The following is a 26,947-nucleotide window of genomic DNA, read 5'->3' as shown; positions in this document are numbered from 1 at the left end:
TCGGTGACAACTTTCCTGCTTTTTAGTTTTTAACCTCCTGCGTTATCACCGTTTTATTTTGTTTTTGTTGCAACTATTTTTTCTGTATCGAGTCCAGCAAGGCTTGCATAACGGATAAAACGTTTTTCGGCATCTTTTTGGGTTTTTTCGGCCAGTTTTTTAGCTATTTCTGGGTTTTGTTTATAAAGTGCTGAATAACGTGTTTCACGCATTAAAAATTCCTTGAACAACGCAAAATTTGGTTTTTTAAAATCCATCATCATTGGATTTTTTCCTTTTTCTTCAAGTTCAGGATTATAACGATATAAATTCCAGTAGCCGCATTCAACAGCTTTATCTGTTTCGGACAGCATTGTTTTCATGCCTGAAGAAATTCCATGCGCAATACATGGGGTGTAGCAAATAATTAACGATGGGCCTGGATATTTTTCGGCTTCTTCAATGGCTTTTAGTGCTTGACGTTTACTTGCTCCCATTGCAATTTGTGCAACGTAAATATTCCCATAGCTCATGGCCATCATGCCAAGATCTTTCTTGCCGGCAACTTTCCCAAGAGAAGCAAATTTTGCAATAGCTGCGGTTGGTGTCGCTTTTGAAGATTGACCACCTGTATTGGAATAAACTTCATTATCCATAACAAGCATATTCACGTCTTCACCAGATGCAAGCACATGGTCAATTCCAGCAAAGCCGATATCATAAGCCCAGCCATCGCCACCAATCATCCACTGCGAACGTTTAATAAACAAATCACGTGCTGCATAAATTTCTTCTAAGAGTGGTTGATCTTTCATTTCAGCAAGAAGAGCAAGTTGTAAATCTTCAGCGCGTTCTCTCGTGCCCTCACCAATATCCATTTGCGCTAACCATTCAGTGAAACATGCACGTAGATGTTCTGAATATTCCCCACTACTTAATGCTTCCTTTATTTTATTGGCTAATGCTTTACGGAGGGTTTGATTTGCTAGATGCATGCCATAACCATACTCTGCATTATCTTCAAGAAGTGAATTAGCCCAAGCTGGACCTTGTCCTAGATGATTGACAGTATAAGGTGTGGCAGGGGCACTTGCTCCCCATATAGAAGAACAACCCGTCGCATTAGCAATCATCATCCGGTCGCCAAATAATTGCGTAACTAATTTAATATACGGCGTCTCCCCGCAACCAGCACATGCACCAGAAAATTCAAGTAATGGTTGTTCAAACTGGCTTCCTGGAATTGTATTTTTCTTTCCAGGGTTTTTCTTTGGTGTAACGCTCATGGCAAAATCCCAATTTCTTTCTTCTTGTTCGGCGATTTCTTCAAATGGTTTCATCACTAATGCTTTCTTTTTCGCTGGACAAGTCTCACTGCATAAATTACATCCAGTACAGTCAAGTGGCGAAACTTGAATTCGGTAATTTAAACCATTTTTTCCTCGCATCTCGCGTGTAATAAATCCTAAAGGGGCAGTTTCTTTCTCAAGATCATCTGTCAAGATAGGACGGATGGCAGCATGAGGGCAAACAAAGGCACATTCATTACACATCGTACAGTTCTCAGAGATCCATTCAGGAACTTCAAGCGCAATTCCTCGCTTCTCGTAAGCGGATGTTCCTTGAGGTACGCTGCCGTCTGCCATCCCGTTTTCGATGAGTTGTCCAACAGATAGCGTATCTCCAAGCAGACGATTAACTGGCTCGAGGATTTGCTTAACATAAGATGGTGTTGTTTGATCTGTTTTTTTGGGCTCATCACTTACTTCTAACCATGATGCAGGTATCTCTACTTTAACTAGTCCAGAAATCGCTGCATCCATTGCTTGAATATTTTTTGTTGCAACTCCCATATCTTTTTTACCGTACGTTTTTAGCGCTGAATCTTTTAATTCTTGCAAAGCTTTTTCAAAGGGTAAGATTTTTGTTAGTTTGAAAAAGGCGGTTTGCATAATTGTATTCGTTCTTCTCCCAAGTCCGGATTCTGAAGCAATCTTCAAGGCATTAATGATATAGAAGTTAACCTTCTTTTCTGCGATTGTGCGCCGAATACTCGCTGGTAAGTGGCGTTCTAGTTGTTCAACTGACCAAACTGTATTAAGTAAAAATGTCCCGCCTTCTTTTATCCCTTCTAACAAGTTATACGTTTTTAAATAAGCAGCTGTTGAACAGGAAACGAAATTAGGTTCAGTAACAAGATAAGATGACCGGATTTTTGACTTTCCAAAGCGTAGATGAGAAACAGTTAGACCACCAGATTTTTTAGAATCATAGGAAAAATAACCTTGTACATTTAAATCTGTGTGGTCACCAATAATTTTGATTGCTGCTTTATTGGCGCCCACAGTGCCATCTGAGCCAAATCCCCAAAACTTACATTGAAAGGTTTCAGGGTTTGTTAAATCTTTTGGACCAATGTTTTCTAAAGAAAGCTGGGTAACATCATCTGTAATCCCAATTGTGAAGCGTGGTTTTGGTAAGGCGCTTTCCAGATGTGAGTAAACACCAAGGATCTGATCTGGTGTCACATCTTTTGAACCTAGACCATAGCGCCCTCCGATAACGACAGGACGTTTTTCACTATCATATAGTGCACTTTGGACATCTAATAAAAGTGGCTCCCCGGAAGCGCCAGGCTCTTTGGTACGGTCAAGTACAGCCATGCGCTTAACTGTATTGGGCATTTTTTGTAAAAAGATGTCACTCGGAAATGGACGGTAAAGACGGATATTTAATAAACCAACTTTTTTCCCTTGTGCGATTAAATGATCGATGGCTTGTGAGATGACAGAAGTAACAGAACCCATTGCGACAATAACATCCGTTGCATCTTCACTCCCATAATAGTTAACTAAATCATAATCCGTTCCCCGAAGCTTGTTAATTTCACTCATATATTCACGAACTATACTTGGAATTTCCTGATAGTAACGATTAACCGTTTCACGCTGTTGGAAAAAGATATCGGGATTTTGATTTGTACCGGATGTTGTTGGACGATTTGGACTCATGCTGCGATTACGAAATGTTGCTAGTGCCCCTTTATCAAGCAACGCCTCAAGTTCTGCGTATTCCAAAAGCTCAATTTTTTGCAGTTCATGACTTGTTCTAAAGCCATCGAAAAAGTTTAAAAATGGTAAACTTCCCTTTAAAGAAGCAAGGTGAGCAACTGCTGATAAGTCCATCACTTCTTGCACAGTACTTTCAGCAAGCATGACAAATCCTGTTTGCCGAGCTGCCATCACATCGCTATGATCACCAAAAATATTTAATGATGCAGCTGAAATTGTCCGGGCCGAAACATGAAAAACGGTTGGAAGGAGCTCGCCAGCAATTTTGTACATATTAGGGATCATTAGTAACAAGCCTTGTGATGCTGTATAGGTGCTTGTTAAGGCGCCTGCTTTAAGTGAGCCATGAACCGTACCAGATGCCCCCGCTTCTGATTCTAGCTCCACAACCTTCACAGGTTCCCCGAAAAGATTCAACTTTGAAGCCGCCGACCATTCATCAACAAGTTCAGCCATAGTTGATGATGGCGTGATCGGATAAATCGCAGCAACTTCAGTAAACGCGTAAGAAATATATGCCGCTGCTGTATTCCCATCCATTGTTTTTTGATTACGCATAAATTTTCGCACTTCCAGTCTTAAATAATATTGTTTTTTATTTTACACTAGAGTTTTCATTAACTCAAGAACTCATTTTAACATTAAAAAAGTGCTTAGGCAAAGGCGCCTAAACACTCTACAATTTATTTCTCAGTTAAAAAGTCACCGATCAATTGATACACTTCATCCGTTGCATCAGAGTCAGTTTGCATAAAATCATGCGGCACTTTCTCCATGCGTTTTAAAGTAACCAAGACACCTGCCTCTGTTAACTTTTTCGCATAAGCCTCACCTTGATCACGAAGCGGATCATATTCTGCTGTAACGATCAAAGCTTCAGGTAATCCATGTAAGTGTTTGCTACGAATAGGAGCAACAAGTGGATCGTATTTACGATTCTCTGCCCCAGCTAAATAGAGTTTGAAACACTTATCAAGTGCTTCTTTTGTTAAAACATAGCCCTCTTTAAATTCATCCATAGAAGGATAAAGGACTGAAGCATCTCGGCTGAAAATATCTGTTGGCGGATAAAGCAAGATTTGTTTACTAATTTCAGGCAGCTCTTTTGCCTTTGCTAATTGGGAAACAACTGCCGCAATATTAGCACCAGCACTGTCTCCGGCTACAATAATTTCATTTGATTTCATCCGCAAACTAGTTTGATGTGAATTGACCCAAAGAAGTGCACTATAAGCATCTTCAATCGCTCGCGGAAATGGACTTTCAGGAGCTAAACGATAGTCCACAGCAATAACGCGTGCGCCTGTTGCCTGCACTATTCTTCTAGCAATAGCATCATGTGTGTTTAAATTCCCAGTAACAAAGCTGCCACCGTGAAAATAAACAATGACTTGATAAGGTCCATCTGCTTCAGGTGTATAAATTCTAAGCGGAATTTTTCCAGCCGGACCGTCAATTTTTTTATTCTCAATATCACCGATTGCGATCTTTTTAGCGGATCGTAAAGTTTTTTCAGTAACTCGGATATATTTATAACGAGTATCGACATCAGATAGTGGTGCTGTTTTTTTAACATAGTCTTGTGCAGCTTCTTCTAAATTATCAAGGACTGCTGGATTATAATCACGTTTCCCGGCTGCTTTTTTAAAGATAAATAAAAGAGCAATCAGCGGTAATAAAATAACACTAAATAACCCAATAAAAACCCATTTCATTATATTTTTCAATTATGCTCAACTCCTAATTCGTTATCATTTACTCTTTTAGTATAGCAGTTTTATTTTAGATGACCAAGCCTTTGCATAAAATGAATTTTTAATCATAAAAAAGCATAAATATTTGATATTAATCCTTTTAAATGCTAATATATATAAAAATTAATGAATAATTATTAGAAAAGGAGTTTTTATTATGACAAAAGAAAAAGTTATTTTAGCTTATTCTGGTGGACTGGACACATCTGTTGCAATTAAATGGTTGACCGACTTAAATTACGAGGTCATCACATGTTGTCTTGATGTTGGTGAGGGAAAAGATTTAACCTTTATTAAAGAAAAAGCATTAACAATAGGCGCTTCTGCTTCTTATACAATTGATGTCAAAGATGAATTTGCAAACGACTTCGCTTTAATTGCTTTGCAAGCACATGCTTATTATGAAGGTAAATATCCCCTAATTTCAGCGCTCTCTCGCCCTTTAATTGCGAAAAAACTTGTCGAGCTAGCGCGAAAAGAAGGCGCAACTTGCATCGCGCATGGTTGTACTGGAAAAGGAAATGATCAGGTGCGCTTTGAAGTAGCCATCCATGCTTTAGCACCAGACTTAACGATTATCTCCCCTGTTCGTGACTGGAAATGGTCACGGGAAGAAGAAATTAATTATGCACGTCAAAAAGACATCCCCATTCCAATTAATTTAGATCAGCCATTTTCCATTGATCAAAATCTTTGGGGAAGAAGCAACGAGTGTGGCATCTTAGAAAACCCTTGGATTAGTCCACCTGAAGAAGCTTATGAGCTAACAACAAGTCTTGAAGACACTCCAAACACACCTCAAGTTATCGAAATTACATTTGAAGAAGGCATCCCAGTTGCTTTAAATAAGGAAGAAATACCGCTTGCTTCATTAATTTTGAAATTAAACGATATTGCTGGTCAGCATGGAATTGGGCGGATTGATCATATTGAAAACCGCCTAGTTGGGATTAAATCTCGCGAAGTTTATGAATGCCCTGCAGCTCAAGTTTTAATCACAGCACACCAAGAACTTGAAAATTTAACATTTGTTCGTGAAACGCTCCATTTTAAACCACTTATTGAACAAAAAATAAGCGAGATGATCTATAATGGCCTATGGTTTTCACCACTAACAGAAGCGCTGATTAGCTTTTTGAAAACAACACAAGAATATGTAAATGGCGTCGTCCGCATGAAGTTGTTTAAAGGGCACGCTATCGTTGAAGGAAGGAAGTCACCTAATTCACTTTACGATGAAAATTTAGCAACTTACACGTCCGCTGATACTTTTGATCAAGATGCAGCCATTGGTTTTATTAAGCTTTGGGGTTTGCAAACAAAAGTAAATGCTGAAATAAACAGCAAAAATAAAGCCGAGAACGAGGTGTGAAAAATGGAAAAGCTTTGGGGTGGACGTTTTGAAGGAAAAAGCGAACCATGGATTGAATCTTTTGGTGCCTCAATTTCGATTGATCAAAAAATGGCGCAAGAAGATATCACAGGAAGCATAGCACACGTTAAAATGCTTGGGAAGACAGGCATTCTAACAGCAGAAGAAGTCAGTGAAATCCTACGTGGACTAAAACAACTTGAAATGAAATTACAATCTGGAAAAGTAACGTTTTCCGAACAAAACGAAGATATTCATTTAAATATTGAAAAGTTACTACATGATGAAATCGGTCCACTTGCTGGAAAAATGCATACTGCTCGCAGCCGCAATGACCAAGTAGCAACGGATATGCACCTTTACTTAAAAAATAAAGTTCACGAGATCATACAAGAAATTAAGCGTTTCAAACAAATACTACTCACTCAAGCAGAAGAAAATATCACAACGATTATGCCCGGATACACTCATTTACAGCACGCTCAGCCCATCTCATTTGCCCATCATTTACTTGCTTACCATGCCATGTTAACTCGCGACGTCGAACGCTTTTTTGAAAATTTAAACCGAATTGATAAGTCCCCGCTTGGAGCTTGTGCACTAGCGGGGACAACATTTCCGATCGATCCAAAATATACAGCAGCTTTACTTGGCTTAAAGGATATTTATCATAATAGCTTAGATGCTGTTAGTGACCGTGATTTTATTGTTGAATTTTTAAGCAACAGCGCGCTCATTATGATGCATCTATCGCGTTTAGCTGAAGAAATGATTTTATGGACAAGCCATGAGTTTCAATTTATTACATTAAGTGACGCTTATACAACAGGGAGCTCGATCATGCCACAGAAGAAAAATCCTGATATGGCTGAGCTTATTCGGGGGAAAACAGGCCGGGTATATGGCAATTTGGTTAGCTTACTTACGACATTAAAAGCCCTACCACTTGCTTACAATAAAGATATGCAGGAAGATAAAGAAGGGATGTTTGATACTGCTGAAACAGTGCTTTCTTGTTTGAAAATTTTTTCAAGCATGGCCAAAGAAATGAAAGTGAATCATGAAACCATGATACAAGCAACACAAAAAGACTTTTCTAATGCAACGGAACTCGCTGATTATTTAGCCAAAAAAGGGATTCCATTTCGTTCGGCTCATGAAATGGTTGGTAAGCTTGTTCTCTCTTGTGTCAAAAGAGGCATTTATTTACAAGATGTTACACTTGCTGAATACCAGACGCTTTCCCCACTTATTACAGCAGATGTTTATCAAGCACTACGTTCAGAAACAGCCGTTCTTAAACGCAGCTCATATGGTGGAACTGGGTTTAGGCAAATCGAGGAAATGATTGTTCTGTTGAAAAAAAAAGAGAGCTAATATTGGCACAAGCGGAATAAACTGGGTAACGATCACCAATTTATTTCGCTTCTGTCCCAAAATTATCAATCCTTAGCGCACACCTTAGAGGCTGCTCGTCACTTCTTTTGCTTGCTTCATAATCTCCAAAATAACATCCTTACAAGGTTTAATTTCATTAATCATCCCCGTAATTTGACCTGCCATGATGGAGCCATTTTCTGTGTCGCCTTCTGCTACAGCTTTACGCAATGAACCAAGCGTTAAGCTTTCAAGTGTATCACGATCAACATTTTCATTTTCTAAGCGTAAATATTCTTTGATCATTTTATTTTTAATCGAACGGACTGGTGCTCCGCTTCGCCTTCCAGTAACCATTGTATCACGGTCACCCGCTTTAAGCAGTGCGGCTTTAAAATTATCATGTACAGGGCATTCATCTGTTGCTAAAAAGCGTGTGCCAATTTGAACTCCAGCAGCACCTAAAGCAAAAGCTGCAACCATACCGCGTCCATCGGCAATCCCACCTGCAGCAATAACAGGAATCGAAACTGCATCCACTACCTGAGGAAGTAGCGCCATTGTTGTCGTTTCACCAACATGCCCGCCTGCTTCTGTTCCTTCTGCAATGACAGCATCCGCACCTAATTTTTCCATTTTTCTAGCAATCATAACAGATGGCACAACAGGAATAACTGTAATTCCAGCAGCCTTCCAAGTTGGCATAAATGATTTTGGTGTTCCTGCTCCTGTTGTAATGATTTTTACATCCTCTTTGATGATAACTTCTGTTAATTCTTCAATATTTGTCATCATTAACATTAAATTAACTGCAAATGGCTTATCCGTTAGTGTTTTTGTTCGACGTATTTCTGCAGCTAATTCTTCAGCTGACATTCCGCCAGAAGCTATCACACCTAAGCCTCCCGCGTTTGAAACTGCCGAAACAAGTTCTGCTTTTGCAATTTGTGCCATTGCTCCTTGAATAATTGGATATTCAATGTGAAGTAATTCTGTAATTGACATGTTTTTCCTCCCAAATTTTGATCTCATCATGTTAGTATAACAAAGTTTGTTGTGAAGGGATAGACAAACTTTTATCAATCCTTTACTAAATTTGCCAATAGCAAACAGCCGGTAATTGCCGCATCGTCGCCTAACTTAGGCAAAACAACGTACTTTTCCAAATTCGGCAGTTCAATATAGCCATTGATGAGTGCTTTTAATTCACTACGAATAAAAGAAAGCAATGGCTGCTGCTTTGTCACCCCACCACCAATGATCAGTCTCTCGGGTGATAAAATAAGGATATAATTCATTAATGCTTGCGCAATATAATAAGCTTCTAAACGCCAGACAGCATCATTATCCGCTAAATCTTTTCCTTCTTTTCCCCACCTTTTTTGAATCGCTTTACCAGAAGCAAGCCCCTCCAAACAATCACTATGAGACGGACAAATACCAGCAAAACGATCTTGTCCATTCCGCCTAACAAGAATATGTCCCATTTCTGGATGGGATAGACCCGTTAAAATTTCACCAGAAACAATCGCTCCACAACCAATACCAGTTCCGATTGTCATATAAAGACAACTATTTAAGTCCCGCGCTGCACCTAATTGAACTTCCCCAAAAGCTGAGGCATTAACATCCGTAGTAAAAGCAATTGGCACATCAAATTCCTTTTTTAAATGACCAACAAAATTATAGTTCCGCCAAGCAACTTTTGGAGTATGTGTAATATAACCATATGTAGCACTATTTTTCCGAATATCAATCGGGCCAAATGAACCTACTCCAATACCTTTTAAATCAGCTTGATATTTTTTTAAAAAAGTAACGACCTCTGCCATTGTTTCTTGTGGCTCTCTTGTTTTAAAACTTGCTCGTTCAATGATCTGACCTTTTTCATCACCAACTGCTACAACAAACTTAGTTCCACCTGCTTCAATTGCTCCAAAAATCATCATACTTACTCCTTTTAGCTAATCATATTTTCGCCAAAAACAATGGGCACAAGTTGCGCATAAGAAAAAAAGAAGCTTGGAATTTCAGGCACGCCAAGCCCAAAAGACATCTCTTTTGCCACGCTTTCGTAATACCACTTCTGTTCAGAATAACTACGCTTAAAATAGGACCAAACGCGCTTCCCCTCTGAGCTAAAAGCATATTGAATCGAGAGTAAATTATCATATTTATCTGCTACAATCAATGCTTTTTCAGCTAACGAGCCTAGACGTACGGTTTCAATCGTATGCGCTTTCCGCTCCTCCCAAGACAAAGCTTTATTTTCTGTATGAGCAGCAACTAATTCAGCCACTGGTTTGCCAAATTGACGTTCAATTTCTTGGCTGGTTATCTCAGTATCCTCAACAACATCATGCAGCAACCCCGCCACAACAACTTCTTCAGAAAAGCCCGCGTTAGCTAAAAGTCGAGCAACATTTAATGGATGACTAAAATATTTTTCTCCAGTGATCTTGCGTTTTTGGCCTAAATGAGCATTAGCCGCAAATATTTTCGCTTTCTGATACATTTTGTCACCTACCTAATAAACGGAGTTAAGCGGATCAAGTCCATTAAGAACCGCTTGGACATTATCAAGTGCTATTTCGCCCATTTTTATTCGCGTTTCAATTGTCGCATTCCCAATATGAGGGGTTAAAACGACTTGTTCAATCTGTCTCAGTTCAGCAGACACTTTTGGCTCAAATTCAAACACATCAAGTGCAGCCCCACTTATTTCATGACGCTTTAAAGCCGTAATTAAATCAGCTTCACAAACAATCGGGCCTCTAGCTGCATTAATAAGAAAGCTTTCTTTTTTCATTAATTTTAGTGTTTCATGATTAATTAAATGTTTCAACTCTTCACTATACGAGGCATGGATGGTTACAATATCGCTTGTTTCAAATAATTCTTTTTCAGAAACAAACTTTGCGTTCCATTTTTTGGCCATTTCCTTTGGCTTGTGCCCAGAATAAATAAGCTTCATACCAAAAGCATTTGCTCGTTCTGCCACAGCTTGACCGATTTTGCCTAATCCGATAATTCCAAGCGTTTTCCCTGCTAAACCATTTCCTAAGAAAAAGGTTGGTGCCCAGCCCGTAAATTCTTCCGGCCTTTCCCTTAACAAACGATCTCCTGCTGAAATTCGCCGCATCACATCAAGAATAAGCCCAAGCGTTAATTCAGCTGTCGCTTCTGTTGAAACTTCTGGTGTATTCGTTACAGCAATCCCTAATTCTTTTGCTCTTTTAACCGCAATGTTATCAAAACCAGCACCCACATTTGCAACGACTTTAAGATTTTTCGAACTCTCTAAAACTTTCGCAGTGACAGGACTTGAAAGTGGACAAATAAGGGCATCCGAAAATCGTACGCCCTGTATTAATTCCGCTTCAGTTATTTTTCCATCACCAGTATAAAACGCAGCACCTAATGCTTGTAATTTGCTTTCAGTTTCCGCCATCAACTTCCCAGCTACAAAAATGCGTTGTTTCATTCTATTCACTCCTCATAGAAGATTATTTCACGTCCATTTAGTGCTTGAACAGGTCGATTTGTTCCACCTATGATTTTTTCTAACCCAGAGAAAGTATCAGCCGCTAAGCTCCTTTGTTGAGTTAAAAGCAACCACGTAACATTCTCCACAGTTGGCGGCGTTGTGAGCGAACCTTGATAGGTGAAAAACGCTTTTTCTTTTGGTAAAAAAGTATCAATATCTAGCTTAATTTCACGAGCAATCGTAAAATCTTGGAATACTTCTGAAAAAAAACGAGGCAACTCACCTAAAGATACAGCCACATTTGCCGTTATTTCCATAAAAACCCCTAAAACAAGCATTTCTCCCTGCTCATTTTGATGAACAAAATGCCATTCGATTGGAAATGTAGTATTATTCAAAAGATGCTCACTTGGGATATGTGCATGAAAAGCTTGCAAGATATAAGTAGTGTCATTATACACCAAAGATTGCGTCTTTTCGAGCGGAAACAGATGCACAGAATTTTCGATCCGCTTTACTTCATAAGGCATTTCATGATAATGAGTGATGATATTTTGACCCGTTAATTTTTTGATATCTTGTTTTTTTATATTAATTGGCGACTGTCTTTCTCCCGTACTAGCAATCTTATAATCGGAACAAATATGTCCCCAATTTTCCGGCCCCGTTTCCCCTTGATACGCCCATCTTACCTTGTTGTTTTTCATATTACACCTCTTTACAAATAAAGTTACTCCCAATTTTAGCTAAAATTAAAACCTAGCAACAAATGCTTTGCTTGAGAAAATTGTAACAAAGTGATTCTTACGTTCATTTTAAACATTTTGTAGATTAAATACAATTTTTAATTAATGTTCACAAAAAATACATATTTTCTTTTATAAAATGTATTTATTACACAACTTCTTTTTATGAAAAAGGAATACATTAGTTTTAGAAAAAGATTTAAATTTTTTCCCAAAACTAATGTAGGAGAGGTGATAAAGCGCTAACAACTATTTTTGGTCATTACAATTTTACGTTATAAATTAAAAGGAGAGAAACAAATTGAAAAAGTTAAAATTGTTTAGTTTATTATTGCTTCCTAGTGTAATCTTATCTACAACCACACCGTATTTAGCTGCAGAGAAAGTGCATGCAGAAGCTCCCTCTGAAAAAGCTGGCATTATTGTTCCTATTACTGACCGTTTAAATGCTATCGCCAAAGATTATTATGAGAAACAACAATACATGTCTCATGTCGATAATTATACGATCACCAATTTAATTAGAACAACACAGAATCAAAAATTTGATGTAAGCGGTAGTCAATTAGGTAGCCCTACTAAAGGTAATGAAACTCCAATTTATATGGGAACAAATACATTTGACAATACAGACAGTGCTACAGAGCAAACATATAATACATCAGAATTTTCCCAAGCAGTAGCTTATAGTAACTCAACATCAACAACTAAGGGCTTTAAATTTAATTCTGATCAATTCATTCAGATTTTTTTACCAGAGAGTAAAATTAATTTAGAATTTAATGCCTCTTCTACGCAAACGAATACTAAAACTGTAACAAACACAGTAGTAGCAACACGTCAACCAATTAAAGTTCCAGCCGGAAAAAAATATCGAGTAACGGTTGATTTACGAAAAGTGTCTTATTATGGAAAAGTTTCTTTAAATGCTTTTACAACAGATACAACCCCTACATTTACAAACAAACTGCAAGGGTATCATTATGATAGTCACGGAATTCCAACACAAAAACAATTCGACATCACGGATCCTTATGACTTTGCATACTTCACTAATTCTTCTATTTTTAATAAAAATGATATTAAGTTTGAAACGAATGCGACTGATTTAAACGAAGCCATTTGGAAATATGTTTTTGGTACACTCGAATCTAAAATATCATTCGTTGGAGAAGGCGATTATAGCTATGAAACTGGCACAGAATTCTTTGTTACAACAGAAGATATTACAGATTCGAACAATGTAAAAGTTGTAGATAAGCAAAGTTATAAACTTAAATAATATAAAATGGCAACTAAGCCGCCGTAAAATAGTGACTTAGTTGCTTAATTTTTACTATATCTATTAAATAGAATAATAATAATAATTAATCCGTGAAAAAACATATTTTATGGAGAAACCATTTTTAGGCAAATAATTATAGGGATCGGTATGTGTTGTACCTCCTAGATATTTAGAAACTGAATTATGAGTAATGATTGTACCTATCCCATTAATTTCATCTGCTAGAGTAGGTTTTCCAATATTAAATTGCTTTAACACCCTTGCAATATAATGTGCATACTGTTCAATGGATTGCATCATCTTAATTTTCGAGGTCCCATCTGGAAATTCAACTAATTCAACTTGGACATAGCGCGGATTTGCAACTTTGCCTGCACCCCAACATAAATAATTAGGATCCGCAATTTCAACAGCCTTCCGATCATCAACAAAAGCATGAACAAAAGCATTTTCCCATGTTTTCTCTTCATATGAAATCCATTCTTCAAGTGTTTTATCATTTTCCCCAGTTGAATGTAGAATAACGCCTTCTGGTCTACCAACACCACTTCTATAAGGCAGCTTTGGAAAATCTTTTATCTTTTCTAAAGTATGAGGACGTTCAATAACTAAATAGCCTATTTTTTCCACATCCTTTGCGAATATGATCTGATCGTTAGACACCAGATATATAGATAGAGAAGCAAGCATGATTATAAGATATTTTTTCATTTCCAAATCCTCCAATCATTTTTACGATAAGAAATTTAGGAGACTTTAAACCAATTTGTAATCACAGAATTACGCAACAACAGTTCATCCGATTCGTTAGAGAAAAACAGATTCTAGATAAGCTTTTCCTGATTTCTTAGCATGCTTGCTTCTATTTCTAAAAAGAAAGAAACGCACTAATTTTTTCAACTAGTGCGCCATTTTGTTTATCGTTCGTCATCTAAAATAAAAATTTGAGCATCTAGCAAAACAGAATTAATAGGGTGTTTTTTTTCCGCTTTGATTGGAGCTCCTAAGTTAGGATAGTAATCATGAACATCCCACACCATATTTGAATCTCTCTTATTATGAATAATAACTTGATTATCTGACACCTTTTCTAATGTCCATAGCATGTTACTATCATCTAAATTCCGGGTTGCCCAGCCAAGATTGCCAACACCCTCGCTTCCACTCCACCTAACACTTTCAACTCCGTATTGATTATTGATAATATAACTTTCCTTTGAAGGAATATAGTAAAATTCAAATTTTTGATATCCTGGAGCTAATTTTCCTAATTGAAGATTACTATTTACCTGTAAATTGCTATCAAGCTTGGGCTTCACAGCATAATATCCATTTGGAACTGGTTGATCTGCAACAGCTTTTACACCATCACCGCTAGTGAAAACGATTACAAAACACATGACAACAGCAACTACGAAACACAATTTTTTCATCTTCCATCTCTCCATTCATCTTTATTTTTAATTACGCTTTCATCATAACATAAAATAAAGTTTAATGGTAAAAAATGTAATAAAATGTCTGTTTTATGTCACAAACGTTTACTACTAAAAGGTTATCGCTTCCTGTCTTTTATAGCTAAATGGCAACGGAATAATAAAATACATTTCGCTTACTCTTCAAAACCAGCAAAAAATGCCCTCCCTACTTGATAGCTAGAAGTAGGGGGGCAAACGTATTAGTTTTTATTGGCTACTTTATCTCGGGGCTAAGGTGTAATTGACACCATGAACCGTAACATTTGAAATTGTATTTGGCCATTTGTCTTGTAGCCATTTTTGAGCATCGCCTAAGATTTTTACTTGGTCAACAAGTTGATTGTAAAATTTCACTTGATTTTTATTGTACCAAGGATCGTCATGTGGGTTAGGTGCCAATTGATAAACGTGTTGTCCAGGATTAAATGTTACACCTCTATTTTTACTCCAAGAAGTTTCAGACCATTTGTACTTAACCCCATTTATAACTGCATTTCCTTCAATCCCTTTTGCCTGCACAGTAACTTTTCCAACATCATGATTTAGAGCTAGAGGACTTAGGTCGTAAAAGCTTACCCCGGTGAAAACAGTTATACCGCATACTAAACTCGCTGCACTTAGAAATAACTTCTTCATAAAACATTCCTCCATTCATTTTTATATAATTAATTATAATAAAAAAACGCTTTCAAGTCAAAATATAATGTTAATATCTAATATTCTTTCAATTCTGATATAAATTCTAAAACAAAAAAATTAATTGCCCTTCAATCACTGTTTTAAAAATATTATTTTTTGCCATTATATATTTTAAATGCACCAGCCATACATCCCAATATCATTAACTCCGCTACTAACATATTACCCGCTACATGATTAAGCAAATAGCCAACAATAAGTATAACTACTGCTACGATAACATAAGCTATCCATTGAATCTTTGTAAACATCTCGAATTCTCCTTCTTGTTTCTAATATTATATTATCATAATATCGCTTTAAAATTCACAATTTATAATAAATTGTTTATTATATCGTATTCATAAAAAGTTATTATCCAAGTACAACAAATATATGATATGCTGTTTTTAGTAAGAATATAAAGGAGAAGATGAGCTATGACGATTCAATCAGCTTTAAAACTATTTTTCACTGGACTCATGCTTTTATTTATTTTACAACTACTAAGTTACATAAATTGGCTATTAGTTGATCAACAAGTAATAATGGGATACTTAGATAAATATATTTTATTGAAATCACCTTTAATTGTTATTCCATTCATCTTTTTTTTACCTCTTATTATTAAAATTTTTCAATATTACTTCGATTAGTGCTAAGATCTTTAGTTAATTAGAATGTAACTTCTTTGACTTAAAAGCAAAAAATTTAATGACTACAGTACGTTAAACGGAACGCTCGATGCTTAGCCCCTTTCACTTTCTTATTAGAAAAAATAGGTAACTTTTGGCTAATCGCTTACATAAATGTAATAGAAATGTAAGTTAGATCGATTTTACCAGAAGAATTTTTTCATTATGATATATAGTGAAAGGAGTTAATAAAATGAAACTTTTAATTAGTATTTTAGTTGTTGTTGTAGCTGTATTTATAGCGGGCTGGTTCTTCCTATCCACCTATTACGGTTCAAAAGACTACTATGTAAAAATCACAATGGACCCTATAGTAAAAAAAGATAAAGCGCCTGACGGAATAGTGGATACTTTTTATAATTACAAAGTTACCGGATTTGGGAAAGATGGCCAAGAAAGAAAATTAAATTTAGAATCACAAGACAAAATGGAAAAAAATCAGTACTACATCATTCATTGGGAAGATAGACGTAATATCATATCTAGTAAAGAAAAGGTAAAGCAAAAAGATATTCCTTCAAATATTTTAAAGAAGTTGGAATAAGATGAGTTTATTAAATTTTAAAGAACGTAAAAAGATACTGAATCATAACGCCATATCCCAACACCTAAAAAAGAGTCTAAAATAAGAAATTATTTTGATTTTTATTTACAACATGAAAATGGCTTTATATGTGGTTATATTCTATTACTATCTTCTTTATAAATATCTAATCATAAATTTTAGAGGCAAAATGAGGGGCAAACGAAACAACAGAGATTTAAATTAGCTAATCTATCTGAGCATCTATACCTATTCCAAAAATCTCTTCTATCTCATCATTGTTTAACAAAGCATTTTTTTTAATGATTTTATCATTTAAAGTTACAATAGGCAAAATGTCTTTTCCCTTTTGTTTTATTAAAGCATAAACATTTTCATGCGCTTTAAAAGGGACTTCAGACTCGTTAAGAAAAAATACCTGTATTTCAATTTTTATGCCATTCAAGTCCAAATAAGCTTGTTTGAATTCTTCGCTTGCAAGTTGATTAATAACCTCAATTTCAAGCTCAAACTGTAGTTCTTCTTCTAAACAAAAATATTTTAAATTAATCATCGCCCTAAAGTAACACCTCCTGCTTTAGACGAAACAGTACCTGTACCCATTGAAGTATAATATTGTGTCGTTACCCGGCATGGAAGATACTTTTTCTTAGAGGTGTAATTAAAATAAATCCCTCTAGCATAAATTTTTGGAGCATTGTAAGGTGTAACCAAAGAGTTTCTATATGTTTCTCCATAATATAAGCGTGTGTTAAGATCAAGAAAACCTGCTCTAGAAGCAGTGAGTATGTAGGTTGTATATCCTGTAGTAGCATTTATCTTTTTAGTAGAAGCAATACAAGTAACAACATTTATTCTACGTGTAGATATTGAATTTATTGGTGTTTCGATTGATATTGCAGCATAGTACTCATTATTTGTATTAAATCCTTCTTTTTCAAAAAAATTTTTTTCTTCTTCTGATAATTCATTAAATGTTTTTGTTTGAATGCGAGCTTTTGTAATAACTTGATCTTCATAAGCATTTACATTATTAGCTTTACAAATAAAACTTATCAAACACATAATAACAAATAGCAATATAATGGATAATTTTTTCATAAATAAAACTTCTCCTTTTTTAATATAATGCCTTACGCTTTCATCATAACATAAAACCGGATACAAAAACGAAAAATATAATAAATGAGGTAGCTATTCAACAACGAATAGGACATTCTAAAGGCTCCCAAATTACTAAAATTTATACTCATTCAGACGAAGTTATGAGACTAGAAACAATCAAATGATATGCCGAGTATAAAAAAATCAAAAACTTTTAGGGGCAAAATGAGGGGCGAACGAAAAAACAAAGCTAAAAGAGTAATTAAATTTTATGCTCTTTTAACTTTGTTTTTTTACAAATTAATTCTCTCCTTCTGGTAGCTGATCGATGATAAAGAATATTATAGTATGTGCTAAAGCTACCATTAAATAAATAGATGTATTTAATGAAATAGCTGCAAAAATCATGTCTAATAAATATACTCCTAAAAGCGAAGTCAAAAAACTAACACACAAATTAAATATCAAAGGCATTTTGTCCTCTTTATTTTTGGACAACGTTACTTTCACGACCATTTCTAGAACGTTATCCAATAAATAACCTACAATATAGGTAAGGATTAAAAATAAAAAAAGATACCATAAATTATCATAATTACCATTTAGCAAATAAATAATTAAATAATCGATTCCAAAAAAAGGAATTAATAACAGAACTAAAATTAAAATAAAAAATAGAATTGAAAGCATAAGTTACCTCAAATAATTATAAAATAAATGTTACTAAAAAATCTGCAATTAAATCTGCAATATTTATATGGAATGCCTACTTTGGTTAAAGCCTTAACAATATCGTAACAAGTATATGTATCAATCGCTTTGATAATTTTTCCACCATATTTTTTTACAACATCTCTCACTTTTTTTGATGGAATGACATTTACATGTTTAATAGCAAACTTCATTGTTTTTTTATAACTGCGCCCTTCCACCTTGGCGTTGGTTCTTGAGTTGCAGCAGCTTTTGTTTCTGCTATATAATTATTCCATTGTTGTTGAGTGATGCCATCCTCTTTTAAAGCTTCATTTAGAGCACTACTAAATTCTACTAATTCTTGGTTTTTAGATATTACCTTTTCTAAGTTTCTTTCAGCAGCATAGGCGCTTATGCTTGGCGTTACTACTGATAATCCCATAGCTAGAGCAAGTGAAGCACAGCAAAACTTAATTGACTTTTTCATTTTAAACCTCCTTTTTAATTATAATGTTTTACGCTTTCATCATAGCATAAAAGCGGATACAATAATCAAAAATGTAATGAATGACTTATTTTTTATCACAAACGATTAAAAATAAATTTTATATAACTGTGTATTCTGTCATTAGACACAAAATATACATATTTAATTTTATACCATGTATCTATAATACACCTCATTTAAATTTAAAAAAGATACACTTATTACAACATGAAAGACTATTATCCTAATCATTTTTCTAAAATTAAATAGAAAGGTGGTGAATATCCAAGTTAGTTTTATCCATTCTATTTTTTACTAGACTAAAAAGAAATAAGGAGCGGTTTAAATGAAAAAGTTAAAATTATTAAGTTTAGTATTACTTCCTAGTGTTATCTTAACTACAGTTACTATACCAACTTTTAACCCAGAAATTGTAAAAGCAGAATTACCCTCTAAAAAAGAAGGAGTCATTGTCCCTATTACAGATCGTTTAAATGCCGCAGCTAAAGACTTTTATAAAAAAATGCAAGAAGGGGAAACTTTTGATAATTATACTGCTGTAAATCTAAACAGTACGAAACAAAATGAAAAATTTGATGTAAGTGGTAGCACATTAGGTGAACCTATTAAAGGCGATATAGAACCTGTTTATATGGGTGATAATATCCTTGATAATACAGGAAGTGATGTAGACCAAAACCTTAGTACCTCAGAATTCTCTCAAGCTGTAGCATTCAGTACATCAACCGCAACCTCTAAAGGATTTAAAATTAATTCTGATAAAATTGTCCCAGTTTTTATTCCAGGAAGTGATATTAATTTAGAATTTAATGCTTCTTCGACTGAAACAAAGACTTTTACAGAAACAAATACAGTCACTGCCCCCCGACAATTAGTTAAAGTTCCAGCAGGCAAAAAATACAAGGTACGTGCTGACTTAAGAAAGGTGCCTTATTATGGAAAAGTAGCATTAAAAGCGGTTACGACAAAAAATAATCCTAATTTTACAAATACATTACAAGGTGTTCATTATGACAGCCACGGGATTCCTACCCAAAAAGACATTGTCATAACATCCCCATACGTTATGGATTACTTCATTACACCTTCCAATTTTAAAGATTTAAAAGTTGAAACAAATGCTACTAGTTTGATGGATGCATTTTTGAAATATCTCCAGGGTAATCTCGAATCTAAAATAGCATTCGATGGTGAAGGTGAATATTCCTATCAAACAGGCACGGATTTTATTGTTACTGTCACAGATATTACAGATTCTAAAAATGTAAAAGTTGTTGATAAAAAAATAGTTAAGCTTAAGTAAAAGAGCTGAAAATTTATAAAAGAGTCTGGATAGTTGATAATCCAGACTCTTTTTTAGGAAAATTCATGCCTAACTTAGATCAGCTTTTTTCTTAGATTGGACAAGTGTTTCACTATTTAAAATTAACCTATCTCTTACTCATCTTTCTTCTTCTATAAAAAGATAAGGTACCGGTAACAATTAACTATATAATTCCGATTGTAAATAGCAATAAACCTAATAGCACACTATAATAACCGCCTTCTTCATGTAGTACGTTATTGGATGTATACTAATAAAGTAGACACAAAACATGCTATATTATCGAGGTAGCTATCCAACAACGAATAGGACACGTAAAAGGCTCTAAAATTACAAAAGTTTATACTCACGCAGATGAAATTATGAGAAAAAACACCATAAATATCTATGAAGAATATAAAAAAATAAAAGACTTATAAGCTAAGCGAGGGGTAACTGCGAGGGGCAACCTCAAAAATAAACAAAAAAAGGTGCTGAAAACACTACAATTAACGTGTTTCAGCACCTAAAAAGGGAGTTTAAGGTAAGAAAGGACAATCTCTTACTAAAAAGGGAGAAAAAGTAATAAGATTGTCGTTGCTTATGTTCATATATTACCCGTCAAAAATAAAAAGAAACCCAATAAAACAATTTTTTTATTAAAGTTTAATGACAAATATTAATAAAAACTGAAATACTACGACATAAATTCTTTAACACCAGTACCTTGCATGTTACAATCAACAATTAATATTTTTGGAAAAAATTATTTTGTTTCAGTGTACCGATAATAAAACATAACCAGCCAGCAATAAAGGCTACTCCTCCAAATGGGGTTACTGGCCCTAACATCGTTATTTTCAAAGTGCTAAGTAAATATAAACTTCCAGAAAAAAGGATAATTCCAATCGAAAAAAACCATGCTGCAGCTAAATATAGTTTACTTTTCGTCAAAGCTAATAATATTCCGGTGACAAGCAAAACAATAGCATGAAACATTTGATAATGCACCGCTGTTTCCCAAACACCTACACTACTTCCTAATACACTTTTTAACCCATGAGACCCAAATGCTCCTAACAACACTGCTAAAAGCCCAAAGATACCACCTATTGTCAACACTTTTTTCATAAATGACCATTCCCCTTAAAATTCAAATAACGAGTCTCCATTTGCGCCATCTTCCATGATTAATTTTTGTCCTTGATTGACTAACAATGGCTTTTCTTGCGCCTGTACCGCTGAATCCCCTATTTTTTGTGACTCTTTCATGTTTTCTGGCTGCAACATCAAGTCGAGTAACACTTCCATAGCATGCAAATGGTTATTTTGTTCATTTTGTGTTTCTGCTACTTTTGCTAGCTTTAGCTCTTTTTCTATTTTTGCAAAAATGGTTTCCTTAGCAATACTCATGTGGCATCACTCCCATCAATGTGCTTCACAATACAAGCTGGGTTCCCAGCAATAACAACATTATCAGGAAAAGACTTAGTGACAACAGAACCAGAGCCAACAACAACATTATCACCAAGAGTTACTCCAGGATTTATAACTGAACGCCCACCAATCCAGGCGTTATCACCAATTGTAACAGGGCGGCCTAATTCATACCCGCTATTTCTTTCAGCCGGGTTAAGTGAATGTGTCGCTGTATAAACATGTACTCCCGGTGCAAACATACAATTTTTTCCAATCCGCACTTCGCAAACATCTAAAATCACACAATCAAAGTTGGCATAGAAATGTTCACCTAGATAAATATTAGAACCATAATCGACACGAAAATTTGGTTCGACATATATATTTTCGCCAGTTTCAGCTAGTAACCCTTTTAATAATTCAGAACGTTGCGCTAGATCAATCGTTTCGTTAATGGTGCGACATAATTTTCTTGCTCGGTCTCGTCCATGCGTAAGAACACGATCGGCTGGATCATATGGTTCTCCTGCCAGCATTTTTTCTACTTCTGTTTTCATATGTCACCTTCCTTTTCAATATTTCTTTAATTATAACGAAATTTTTTTCACTTCGCAAAAATCTCCATATCGGATTATTCAACTGCAAATTCTTTTAAAAAATGCTATTCTTAAGTAGATAGGGAAATATCTAGGAGGAATCTTATTTATGATAAAAGTTATTGCTTCAGACATGGATGGAACGCTACTTAATTCAGCTATCCGCATTGCGAAAGAAAACGTCAACGCCATTCAGTATGCTCGCGAAAAAGGGCTCCATTTCGTGCTTTGTACTGGAAGAATGTATGACGATGCTATGTCACTTGCACATCAAGCAAATCTTTATGCTCCAGCAATTTGTATGAATGGGGCAGAAATTCGCGATGAACATGGAAAAATTATCTTACAACATCCACTAGAAAAACAGCTAGTCAAAAAAATTTTTCAAGTATTAAACGAACATGATATGTACACCGAATTTTTCACAGATATTGGTCCAATTACGCTTGATAAAGCTTACGGAAAAAAATTCATGACAGAAATGCAACAGCAATTTTTTCCCGATGCCAAAAAAGACGAAGTGATTGAAAAAATTGAGGAACGCTTCGAATCAAAAAACGTGCGCGAAATTAACGATATATCCCGTCTTTTTTCTAATCAAGAAATCACCATTTTAAAACTTATCTCCTTTTCAGCAGATAAAAATAAATTAAAACAAGCAAGTGAAACGTTATCAGCTTCTAGAGATATTGCTGTTACTTCCTCATTTTCAAACAATATCGAAATTACACATCGCGAAGCTCAAAAAGGCATTTCATTACAATATTATATTGAAAAAATGGGCGTAACACTGGACGAAACATTCGCTATCGGGGATAATATGAATGACTTGTCTATGCTTAAAATGGCTGGTTACAGTGTTGCTATGGGAAATGCTGAAGCTGAGGTTAAAAAAGAAGCAAAATACCATACATCAACAAATGATGATCATGGTGTGGCACAGGCAATTTATCAAATGCTTAAAAACAATCATTAATCTTGGAGGTCATATAAATGTCTATCAAAAAAACATTAACTATTGCCGGTTCTGATTCAAGTGGTGGAGCAGGGCTTCAAGCTGATTTAAAAACTTTTGAAGAGTATGGTACATTCGGGTTTAGCGCCATCACAACGATTGTAACGATGGATCCAGATAACAATTGGGCCCACGGAGTCACCCCGATTGATGCAAAACTTGTTCGTGAACAACTTAAAACGATTCTCTCAGGCGGCCCAGTCGATGCAATGAAAACAGGAATGCTAGGTTCTATCGATATTATTAAAGCTACACGCGAAGTGATTGACCAATATGATTTAAAGAATGTTGTTATTGATCCTGTTATGGTTTGTAAAGGCGAAGATGAACTGATTCAACCTGAAAATGCGACAGCCATTCGTGATTTACTTCTTCCTAAAGCAATCATTACAACGCCAAATTTGTTCGAAGCAGGCCAATTGTCCGGACTTGGCAAACTGACAACAATAGATGATATGAAAGCTGCTGCTAAAAAAATAATTGACCTAGGTGCTAAATATGTTGTAATCAAGGGCGGAAAAGCACTTAAAAGCGAGAAAGCGATTGATTTACTTTATGATGGACAAGATTTCACGGTCTTTGAAGTGGACAAAATCGCTGCTAGCCATAATCACGGTGCTGGTTGTACATTTGCAGCAGCAATTACAGCAGGACTTGCCAAAGGGATGAGTGTTCCAGAAGCTGTTTCTAAGGCAAAAGATTTTGTGACAGCAGCAATTAAAGAAGGATTTCCTTTAAATCAGTTTATCGGACCAGTTTGGCACGGAGCGTATAATCAAGCAGAAAAACGGATATAAAAATTAAAACAAATAAAGGGGTTTATTTTCATGGAGCAAGACAATCAAAAACTTTATTCAGCAACATCTGATAAAAACTATTTTTGGCCAATTATGATTTTTTCCTTTGTAGCTGTTGTGCTTATCTTATTACTATTTTTTTCACCCATTGGATATCAAGGTGCTGTTCATTTTGATTTAACTATTTTTCCACGAATGAATGCGATTTTTAACAGTTTTACATTCATTTTTCTTTTGATTGCACTTTGGGCGATTATTAAAAAGAAAAACATTAAGATGCACCGTGGCTTCATTCTTGCTGCTTTTGTGTCAACTTTGTTATTTTTAGTTTCCTATTTAACCTTCCACTTTTTATCAGCAGAGACAAGCACATTTGGTGGAACAGGGGTGCTTCGGCCTATTTATTTCTTTATTTTAATCACGCATAGTTTTTTAGCAGCTATCGTTGTTCCACTTGCTCTTTTTGCACTTGTTTTTGGTTGGACAATGCAGGTTAAAAAGCACAAAAAAATTGTTCACTGGACAATGCCAATTTGGCTTTATGTCAGCCTTACGGGAGTATTAGTTTATTTATTAATGGCACCTTACTATTAAAAGAATAAAAAAAGAGTCTAGGACAAGCATTTATGTCCCAGACTCTTTTTTGAAATTATCCCTGCTTTTTTACTTAGTCATTTAAAAGTTCCCAAGGGCCCCATTGATCGGCACCTGGAATTAAACCATTTTGTTCCCATTTTGCTCTGTAGTGTTTGCCCTTGTAAGATACAACATCGCCGCCTTTATAGACTTTTGTTGCATCCCATTCAGGGAATAGTGGGTTGTCGGCATTGGCAGTTTTTTCAATAAAAATGTTTGAAGTGCTAGTAGATCTGTTCCCACTTTTATCTACTGCTAAAATATAATAAACATAGTATGTGTCTGCTTCTAAGTTAGTATCGTTAAAGCTTGCTTCTTTGGTTTCAGCAACAGGTACACCATTACGGTAGATAATATATTTTTCTACACCAACATTGTCAGTAGATGCTGTCCACATTAATGAAATACTTGATGAAGTTGCTCCCATAGCGTGTAAATGCGTAGGTGGAGTAGGAGGCGTTGTATCATTTTCCGGTGCTTTAGCTGTTGTCATCGTGTAGTCATCACTAACATCAGAAACGTTATCTGAAGCATCTTTTGCAGTTACAGTATAGTGATAAGTTGTATTTGCTGTTAGATTGGTATCATGGAATTTAGTATCCGCTGTGCGGTTGACTAATTTGCCATCACGATAAATTTGATATTCAGTAACGCCTTTGTTGTCTTTGCTTTCGTTCCAGCTAATGTCAGCAGAATTTGTTGTGATGTTTTCTGCTTTGATTCCAGTAACTTTATCTGGTTTTACAGTATCTTCATCGCCACTACCATTGCCATCGTTATGCAAGTTAACATCGACTACTTGGTAGAATGATTTATCGGTATTATCAACTGTCCACACAGCTAAAACAACGTAGTAACCACTGCGATCAGTAGGTAGATTTACAGTATGTGTAGGGTAGGTATCTGCTGTTGCATGTCCAGGTTGATCGATTGTTGCTATTTTTTCAAATTCAGATCTTGTAAGTGGAGCATTAGGATCCCAACCTTTTTTCGTGATGAAGTATTCCCATTTTGTAGTCTCATGCGGGGCAGTGTAAGTCCAAGTAAATTTGTTTGGTCCACCATTTAAATCCTGCATTTTCCAGTAGTTCGCTTGTTGTGTATCTAATTTATAGTCTCCAATAGCTCCGTTAAGAAGTCCTTCACCTGAAGCAATGTGCCCATCGCTTGGACCTGCTTCTGGGAAACCTTTAAACCACTCTATACCCGCTGGATTAGTAATTGCTTTTCCATATTTTTCAAGAGCAGCATCATAATTTTGTCCTTTTTCAAGAACACCTTCATAAACACGGCTTTTTGGGCTTGAGATATAGCCATGGGCAGATGCAGTGTCATCATTTAACAAACAAATGCTTCCAAGAACAGCAAAACCAGCCACACTGCCAAGAAGAATCTTTAGTGCTTTTTTCTTGTCCTTTTTCATTTCATAAACTCCTTTTATAATAAAATTATCTTTAACATCAATCATTATATAAATTTATGAACATTTAAAAGTGACATCGCTGTATAAATCTATTACATTTAAGTACTTTTAACTTTTTTAAATAGCAGCCTTACTTTTACTTTTCTCAGGCAAGTTCCATAAAAACTGGCTAACATATTGATCAACCTGGTTATTTTCATGCAAACCGCTATGTGTGATATCTGGTCCTTTAACAAGTCGTTCTTGATAAGCTTCTTTTGGAAAAAAATTCTTTGCAAAGAAAACACTTTTCACCTGAACAAGTCCATCAGAATCCAAGCCACTATGCTCGCCAGCAATCGCCAACATTTTAATATTTTTTGGTATGTTCCGTTTTTTTTGCTGTAAAAGTTTTAACGCACTAGAGCCTGTTTTTAGATCATGAGCAGCTGGATCTTTTTGCAGCTTAAAGTAATCAGCTTTATTTATACCATTAAATGGTGTGGCAATCGCAATAAATTTTTGCGGCGTTGGATAATGATGGTCGAGCTTTGTCGTCTCAAGATAATTTAAAATAGCAAGACCTCCCATTGAATGACCTACTAAGTTGATTTTTTTGATTTCTTCTTTTTTGCGTAAATATTGCATAACATTTTGCATCCATAAAGTTTGTCTAGCAAGGCTTGCCCGATTATCTTCAAAAATTACTTGAATTGCAGAATCACCTTTTTGATCAGGGTCCAAGTTCCCACGTACCATTAAAGTCCCTTTTTGTGAAACACTAATACGCATGGCAATCGTTCGACTTCCTTCTTGTTTAGAGAAACGATTTAACATATTGCCAAAAGAATTAAATGTTCCTTTATATCCATGCACAAAAACTGTTGGAATAATCGTTCGCTTTAGCTTAGCATCCTCTTTTTCTTCGTCATTATGTAAAATGATTATAACAGCTATTAAAATAAACATCGTCACTGTCGGAACAACGATGAGCGCTATTTTACGCAT

The 26,947-nt window shown here is 35.4% G+C and carries 29 protein-coding genes; 9 read left to right on the top strand and 20 right to left on the bottom strand.

All coding sequences use genetic code 11. The features are described from left to right. Window positions 1–53 precede the first annotated feature (53 nt). Both nifJ and G6Q10_RS01510 read right to left on the bottom strand, forming a co-directional pair. Complete coding sequence (gene nifJ / locus G6Q10_RS01515; RefSeq protein WP_163652159.1) at window positions 54–3,608, bottom strand: pyruvate:ferredoxin (flavodoxin) oxidoreductase; 3,555 nt, start codon at window positions 3,606–3,608, stop codon at window positions 54–56. Between the two features lie 125 nt (window positions 3,609–3,733). After that, complete coding sequence (locus G6Q10_RS01510) at window positions 3,734–4,777, bottom strand: alpha/beta hydrolase (protein ID WP_163652157.1); 1,044 nt, start codon at window positions 4,775–4,777, stop codon at window positions 3,734–3,736. A 184-nt stretch (window positions 4,778–4,961) separates the two neighbouring features. Here G6Q10_RS01510 and G6Q10_RS01505 point away from each other — a divergent pair, with 184 nt between their 5' ends. Next, the gene (locus G6Q10_RS01505; RefSeq protein ID WP_163652155.1) at window positions 4,962–6,176 is read left to right on the top strand and encodes an argininosuccinate synthase; all 1,215 of its coding nucleotides are present in this window, start codon (window positions 4,962–4,964) and stop codon (window positions 6,174–6,176) included. Window positions 6,177–6,179: 3 nt separating this feature from the next. Further along, window positions 6,180–7,553 (top strand): argininosuccinate lyase, encoded by a 1,374-nt coding sequence (argH, locus tag G6Q10_RS01500; RefSeq protein ID WP_163652153.1) that lies wholly within the window; start codon window positions 6,180–6,182, stop codon window positions 7,551–7,553. An 84-nt stretch (window positions 7,554–7,637) separates the two neighbouring features. On the opposite strand, the gene G6Q10_RS01495 is transcribed toward argH, so the two are convergent. The 5 genes from G6Q10_RS01495 to G6Q10_RS01475 form a co-directional block, all read right to left on the bottom strand. Beyond that, the gene (locus tag G6Q10_RS01495; protein ID WP_163652151.1) at window positions 7,638–8,558 is read right to left on the bottom strand and encodes a nitronate monooxygenase; all 921 of its coding nucleotides are present in this window, start codon (window positions 8,556–8,558) and stop codon (window positions 7,638–7,640) included. Window positions 8,559–8,632: 74 nt separating this feature from the next. Further along, window positions 8,633–9,499, bottom strand: coding sequence for an ROK family protein (locus tag G6Q10_RS01490; RefSeq protein ID WP_163655655.1), 867 nt, complete (start codon window positions 9,497–9,499; stop codon window positions 8,633–8,635). 14 nt (window positions 9,500–9,513) lie between these two features. Next, complete coding sequence (locus G6Q10_RS01485) at window positions 9,514–10,068, bottom strand: HD domain-containing protein (RefSeq protein ID WP_163652149.1); 555 nt, start codon at window positions 10,066–10,068, stop codon at window positions 9,514–9,516. A gap of 12 nt (window positions 10,069–10,080) precedes the next feature. Then, the gene (locus G6Q10_RS01480; protein WP_163652147.1) at window positions 10,081–11,037 is read right to left on the bottom strand and encodes an NAD(P)-dependent oxidoreductase; all 957 of its coding nucleotides are present in this window, start codon (window positions 11,035–11,037) and stop codon (window positions 10,081–10,083) included. 5 nt (window positions 11,038–11,042) lie between these two features. Continuing rightward, window positions 11,043–11,747, bottom strand: coding sequence for a carbonic anhydrase family protein (locus tag G6Q10_RS01475; RefSeq protein ID WP_163652145.1), 705 nt, complete (start codon window positions 11,745–11,747; stop codon window positions 11,043–11,045). A 340-nt stretch (window positions 11,748–12,087) separates the two neighbouring features. On the opposite strand from G6Q10_RS01475, the gene G6Q10_RS01470 reads away from it, so the two are divergent. Beyond that, a complete protein-coding gene (locus G6Q10_RS01470; RefSeq protein ID WP_163652143.1) occupies window positions 12,088–13,068 on the top strand; it encodes an ETX/MTX2 family pore-forming toxin in 981 nt (326 codons plus the stop codon). 63 nt (window positions 13,069–13,131) lie between these two features. On the opposite strand, the gene G6Q10_RS01465 is transcribed toward G6Q10_RS01470, so the two are convergent. From G6Q10_RS01465 to G6Q10_RS01450, 4 genes are all read right to left on the bottom strand, one after another. Then, window positions 13,132–13,782: a peptidoglycan recognition protein family protein gene (locus tag G6Q10_RS01465; protein WP_163652141.1), complete on the bottom strand. Its 651-nt coding sequence runs from the start codon at window positions 13,780–13,782 to the stop codon at window positions 13,132–13,134. Between the two features lie 206 nt (window positions 13,783–13,988). Next, window positions 13,989–14,504: an RICIN domain-containing protein gene (locus G6Q10_RS01460; RefSeq protein ID WP_163652140.1), complete on the bottom strand. Its 516-nt coding sequence runs from the start codon at window positions 14,502–14,504 to the stop codon at window positions 13,989–13,991. Between the two features lie 264 nt (window positions 14,505–14,768). Beyond that, a complete protein-coding gene (locus G6Q10_RS01455; protein WP_163652138.1) occupies window positions 14,769–15,185 on the bottom strand; it encodes a hypothetical protein in 417 nt (138 codons plus the stop codon). Window positions 15,186–15,337: 152 nt separating this feature from the next. Beyond that, the gene (locus tag G6Q10_RS01450; protein ID WP_163652136.1) at window positions 15,338–15,499 is read right to left on the bottom strand and encodes a hypothetical protein; all 162 of its coding nucleotides are present in this window, start codon (window positions 15,497–15,499) and stop codon (window positions 15,338–15,340) included. Window positions 15,500–15,667: 168 nt separating this feature from the next. Between G6Q10_RS01450 and G6Q10_RS01445 the strand changes: the two genes are divergently transcribed. Beyond that, on the top strand, window positions 15,668–15,883 hold the full coding sequence (locus G6Q10_RS01445; RefSeq protein ID WP_163652135.1) for a hypothetical protein: 216 nt from the start codon (window positions 15,668–15,670) through the stop codon (window positions 15,881–15,883). Window positions 15,884–16,115: 232 nt separating this feature from the next. Then, complete coding sequence (locus G6Q10_RS01440; protein WP_163652134.1) at window positions 16,116–16,466, top strand: YxeA family protein; 351 nt, start codon at window positions 16,116–16,118, stop codon at window positions 16,464–16,466. 226 nt (window positions 16,467–16,692) lie between these two features. Here the strand turns inward: G6Q10_RS01440 and G6Q10_RS01435 are convergent, their stop codons facing one another. The 4 genes from G6Q10_RS01435 to G6Q10_RS01420 form a co-directional block, all read right to left on the bottom strand. Further along, window positions 16,693–17,019: an arsenic metallochaperone ArsD family protein gene (locus G6Q10_RS01435; protein WP_163652133.1), complete on the bottom strand. Its 327-nt coding sequence runs from the start codon at window positions 17,017–17,019 to the stop codon at window positions 16,693–16,695. Beyond that, a complete protein-coding gene (locus tag G6Q10_RS01430; RefSeq protein WP_163652132.1) occupies window positions 17,016–17,567 on the bottom strand; it encodes a hypothetical protein in 552 nt (183 codons plus the stop codon). The genes G6Q10_RS01435 and G6Q10_RS01430 overlap by 4 nt, the downstream gene beginning before the upstream one ends. A gap of 303 nt (window positions 17,568–17,870) precedes the next feature. After that, window positions 17,871–18,260, bottom strand: coding sequence for a YrvL family regulatory protein (locus tag G6Q10_RS01425; protein WP_163652131.1), 390 nt, complete (start codon window positions 18,258–18,260; stop codon window positions 17,871–17,873). A gap of 211 nt (window positions 18,261–18,471) precedes the next feature. Continuing rightward, window positions 18,472–18,750 carry a hypothetical protein gene (locus tag G6Q10_RS01420; protein ID WP_163652129.1) on the bottom strand — a complete coding sequence of 93 codons (279 nt, stop codon included), beginning with the start codon at window positions 18,748–18,750 and terminating at the stop codon, window positions 18,472–18,474. A gap of 346 nt (window positions 18,751–19,096) precedes the next feature. Here G6Q10_RS01420 and G6Q10_RS01415 point away from each other — a divergent pair, with 346 nt between their 5' ends. After that, on the top strand, window positions 19,097–20,074 hold the full coding sequence (locus tag G6Q10_RS01415) for an ETX/MTX2 family pore-forming toxin (protein ID WP_163652127.1): 978 nt from the start codon (window positions 19,097–19,099) through the stop codon (window positions 20,072–20,074). Window positions 20,075–20,821: 747 nt separating this feature from the next. On the opposite strand, the gene G6Q10_RS01410 is transcribed toward G6Q10_RS01415, so the two are convergent. From G6Q10_RS01410 to G6Q10_RS01400, 3 genes are read right to left on the bottom strand one after another with little or no spacing between them, the layout of a single operon-like run. Continuing rightward, complete coding sequence (locus G6Q10_RS01410; RefSeq protein WP_163652125.1) at window positions 20,822–21,205, bottom strand: DUF423 domain-containing protein; 384 nt, start codon at window positions 21,203–21,205, stop codon at window positions 20,822–20,824. A gap of 15 nt (window positions 21,206–21,220) precedes the next feature. Beyond that, window positions 21,221–21,487 (bottom strand): YwdI family protein, encoded by a 267-nt coding sequence (locus G6Q10_RS01405; RefSeq protein ID WP_163652123.1) that lies wholly within the window; start codon window positions 21,485–21,487, stop codon window positions 21,221–21,223. Continuing rightward, window positions 21,484–22,050 (bottom strand): maltose acetyltransferase domain-containing protein, encoded by a 567-nt coding sequence (locus tag G6Q10_RS01400; protein ID WP_163652121.1) that lies wholly within the window; start codon window positions 22,048–22,050, stop codon window positions 21,484–21,486. Before G6Q10_RS01400 ends, G6Q10_RS01405 begins: the two co-directional genes overlap by 4 nt. A gap of 148 nt (window positions 22,051–22,198) precedes the next feature. Here G6Q10_RS01400 and G6Q10_RS01395 point away from each other — a divergent pair, with 148 nt between their 5' ends. From G6Q10_RS01395 to G6Q10_RS01385, 3 genes are read left to right on the top strand one after another with little or no spacing between them, the layout of a single operon-like run. Continuing rightward, the gene (locus G6Q10_RS01395; protein ID WP_163652119.1) at window positions 22,199–23,065 is read left to right on the top strand and encodes a Cof-type HAD-IIB family hydrolase; all 867 of its coding nucleotides are present in this window, start codon (window positions 22,199–22,201) and stop codon (window positions 23,063–23,065) included. A 17-nt stretch (window positions 23,066–23,082) separates the two neighbouring features. Then, window positions 23,083–23,901, top strand: coding sequence for a pyridoxine/pyridoxal/pyridoxamine kinase (gene pdxK / locus G6Q10_RS01390; protein WP_163652117.1), 819 nt, complete (start codon window positions 23,083–23,085; stop codon window positions 23,899–23,901). A gap of 30 nt (window positions 23,902–23,931) precedes the next feature. Continuing rightward, window positions 23,932–24,495 carry a DUF420 domain-containing protein gene (locus G6Q10_RS01385; protein ID WP_163652115.1) on the top strand — a complete coding sequence of 188 codons (564 nt, stop codon included), beginning with the start codon at window positions 23,932–23,934 and terminating at the stop codon, window positions 24,493–24,495. A 73-nt stretch (window positions 24,496–24,568) separates the two neighbouring features. On the opposite strand, the gene G6Q10_RS01380 is transcribed toward G6Q10_RS01385, so the two are convergent. Together G6Q10_RS01380 and G6Q10_RS01375 are read right to left on the bottom strand one after the other, a co-directional pair. Further along, on the bottom strand, window positions 24,569–25,960 hold the full coding sequence (locus G6Q10_RS01380) for a lytic polysaccharide monooxygenase (RefSeq protein ID WP_163652113.1): 1,392 nt from the start codon (window positions 25,958–25,960) through the stop codon (window positions 24,569–24,571). A 117-nt stretch (window positions 25,961–26,077) separates the two neighbouring features. Beyond that, window positions 26,078–26,947: an alpha/beta hydrolase gene (locus tag G6Q10_RS01375; RefSeq protein ID WP_163652111.1), complete on the bottom strand. Its 870-nt coding sequence runs from the start codon at window positions 26,945–26,947 to the stop codon at window positions 26,078–26,080.

Origin of the sequence: Listeria sp. PSOL-1 (assembly GCF_902806445.1) — a bacterium.
In the GTDB taxonomy this organism is placed as follows: Bacteria; Bacillota; Bacilli; order Lactobacillales; family Listeriaceae; genus Listeria.
Note: the sequence above shows the minus strand (reverse complement) of the source record. Positions and strands in the feature narration are given on the sequence as shown.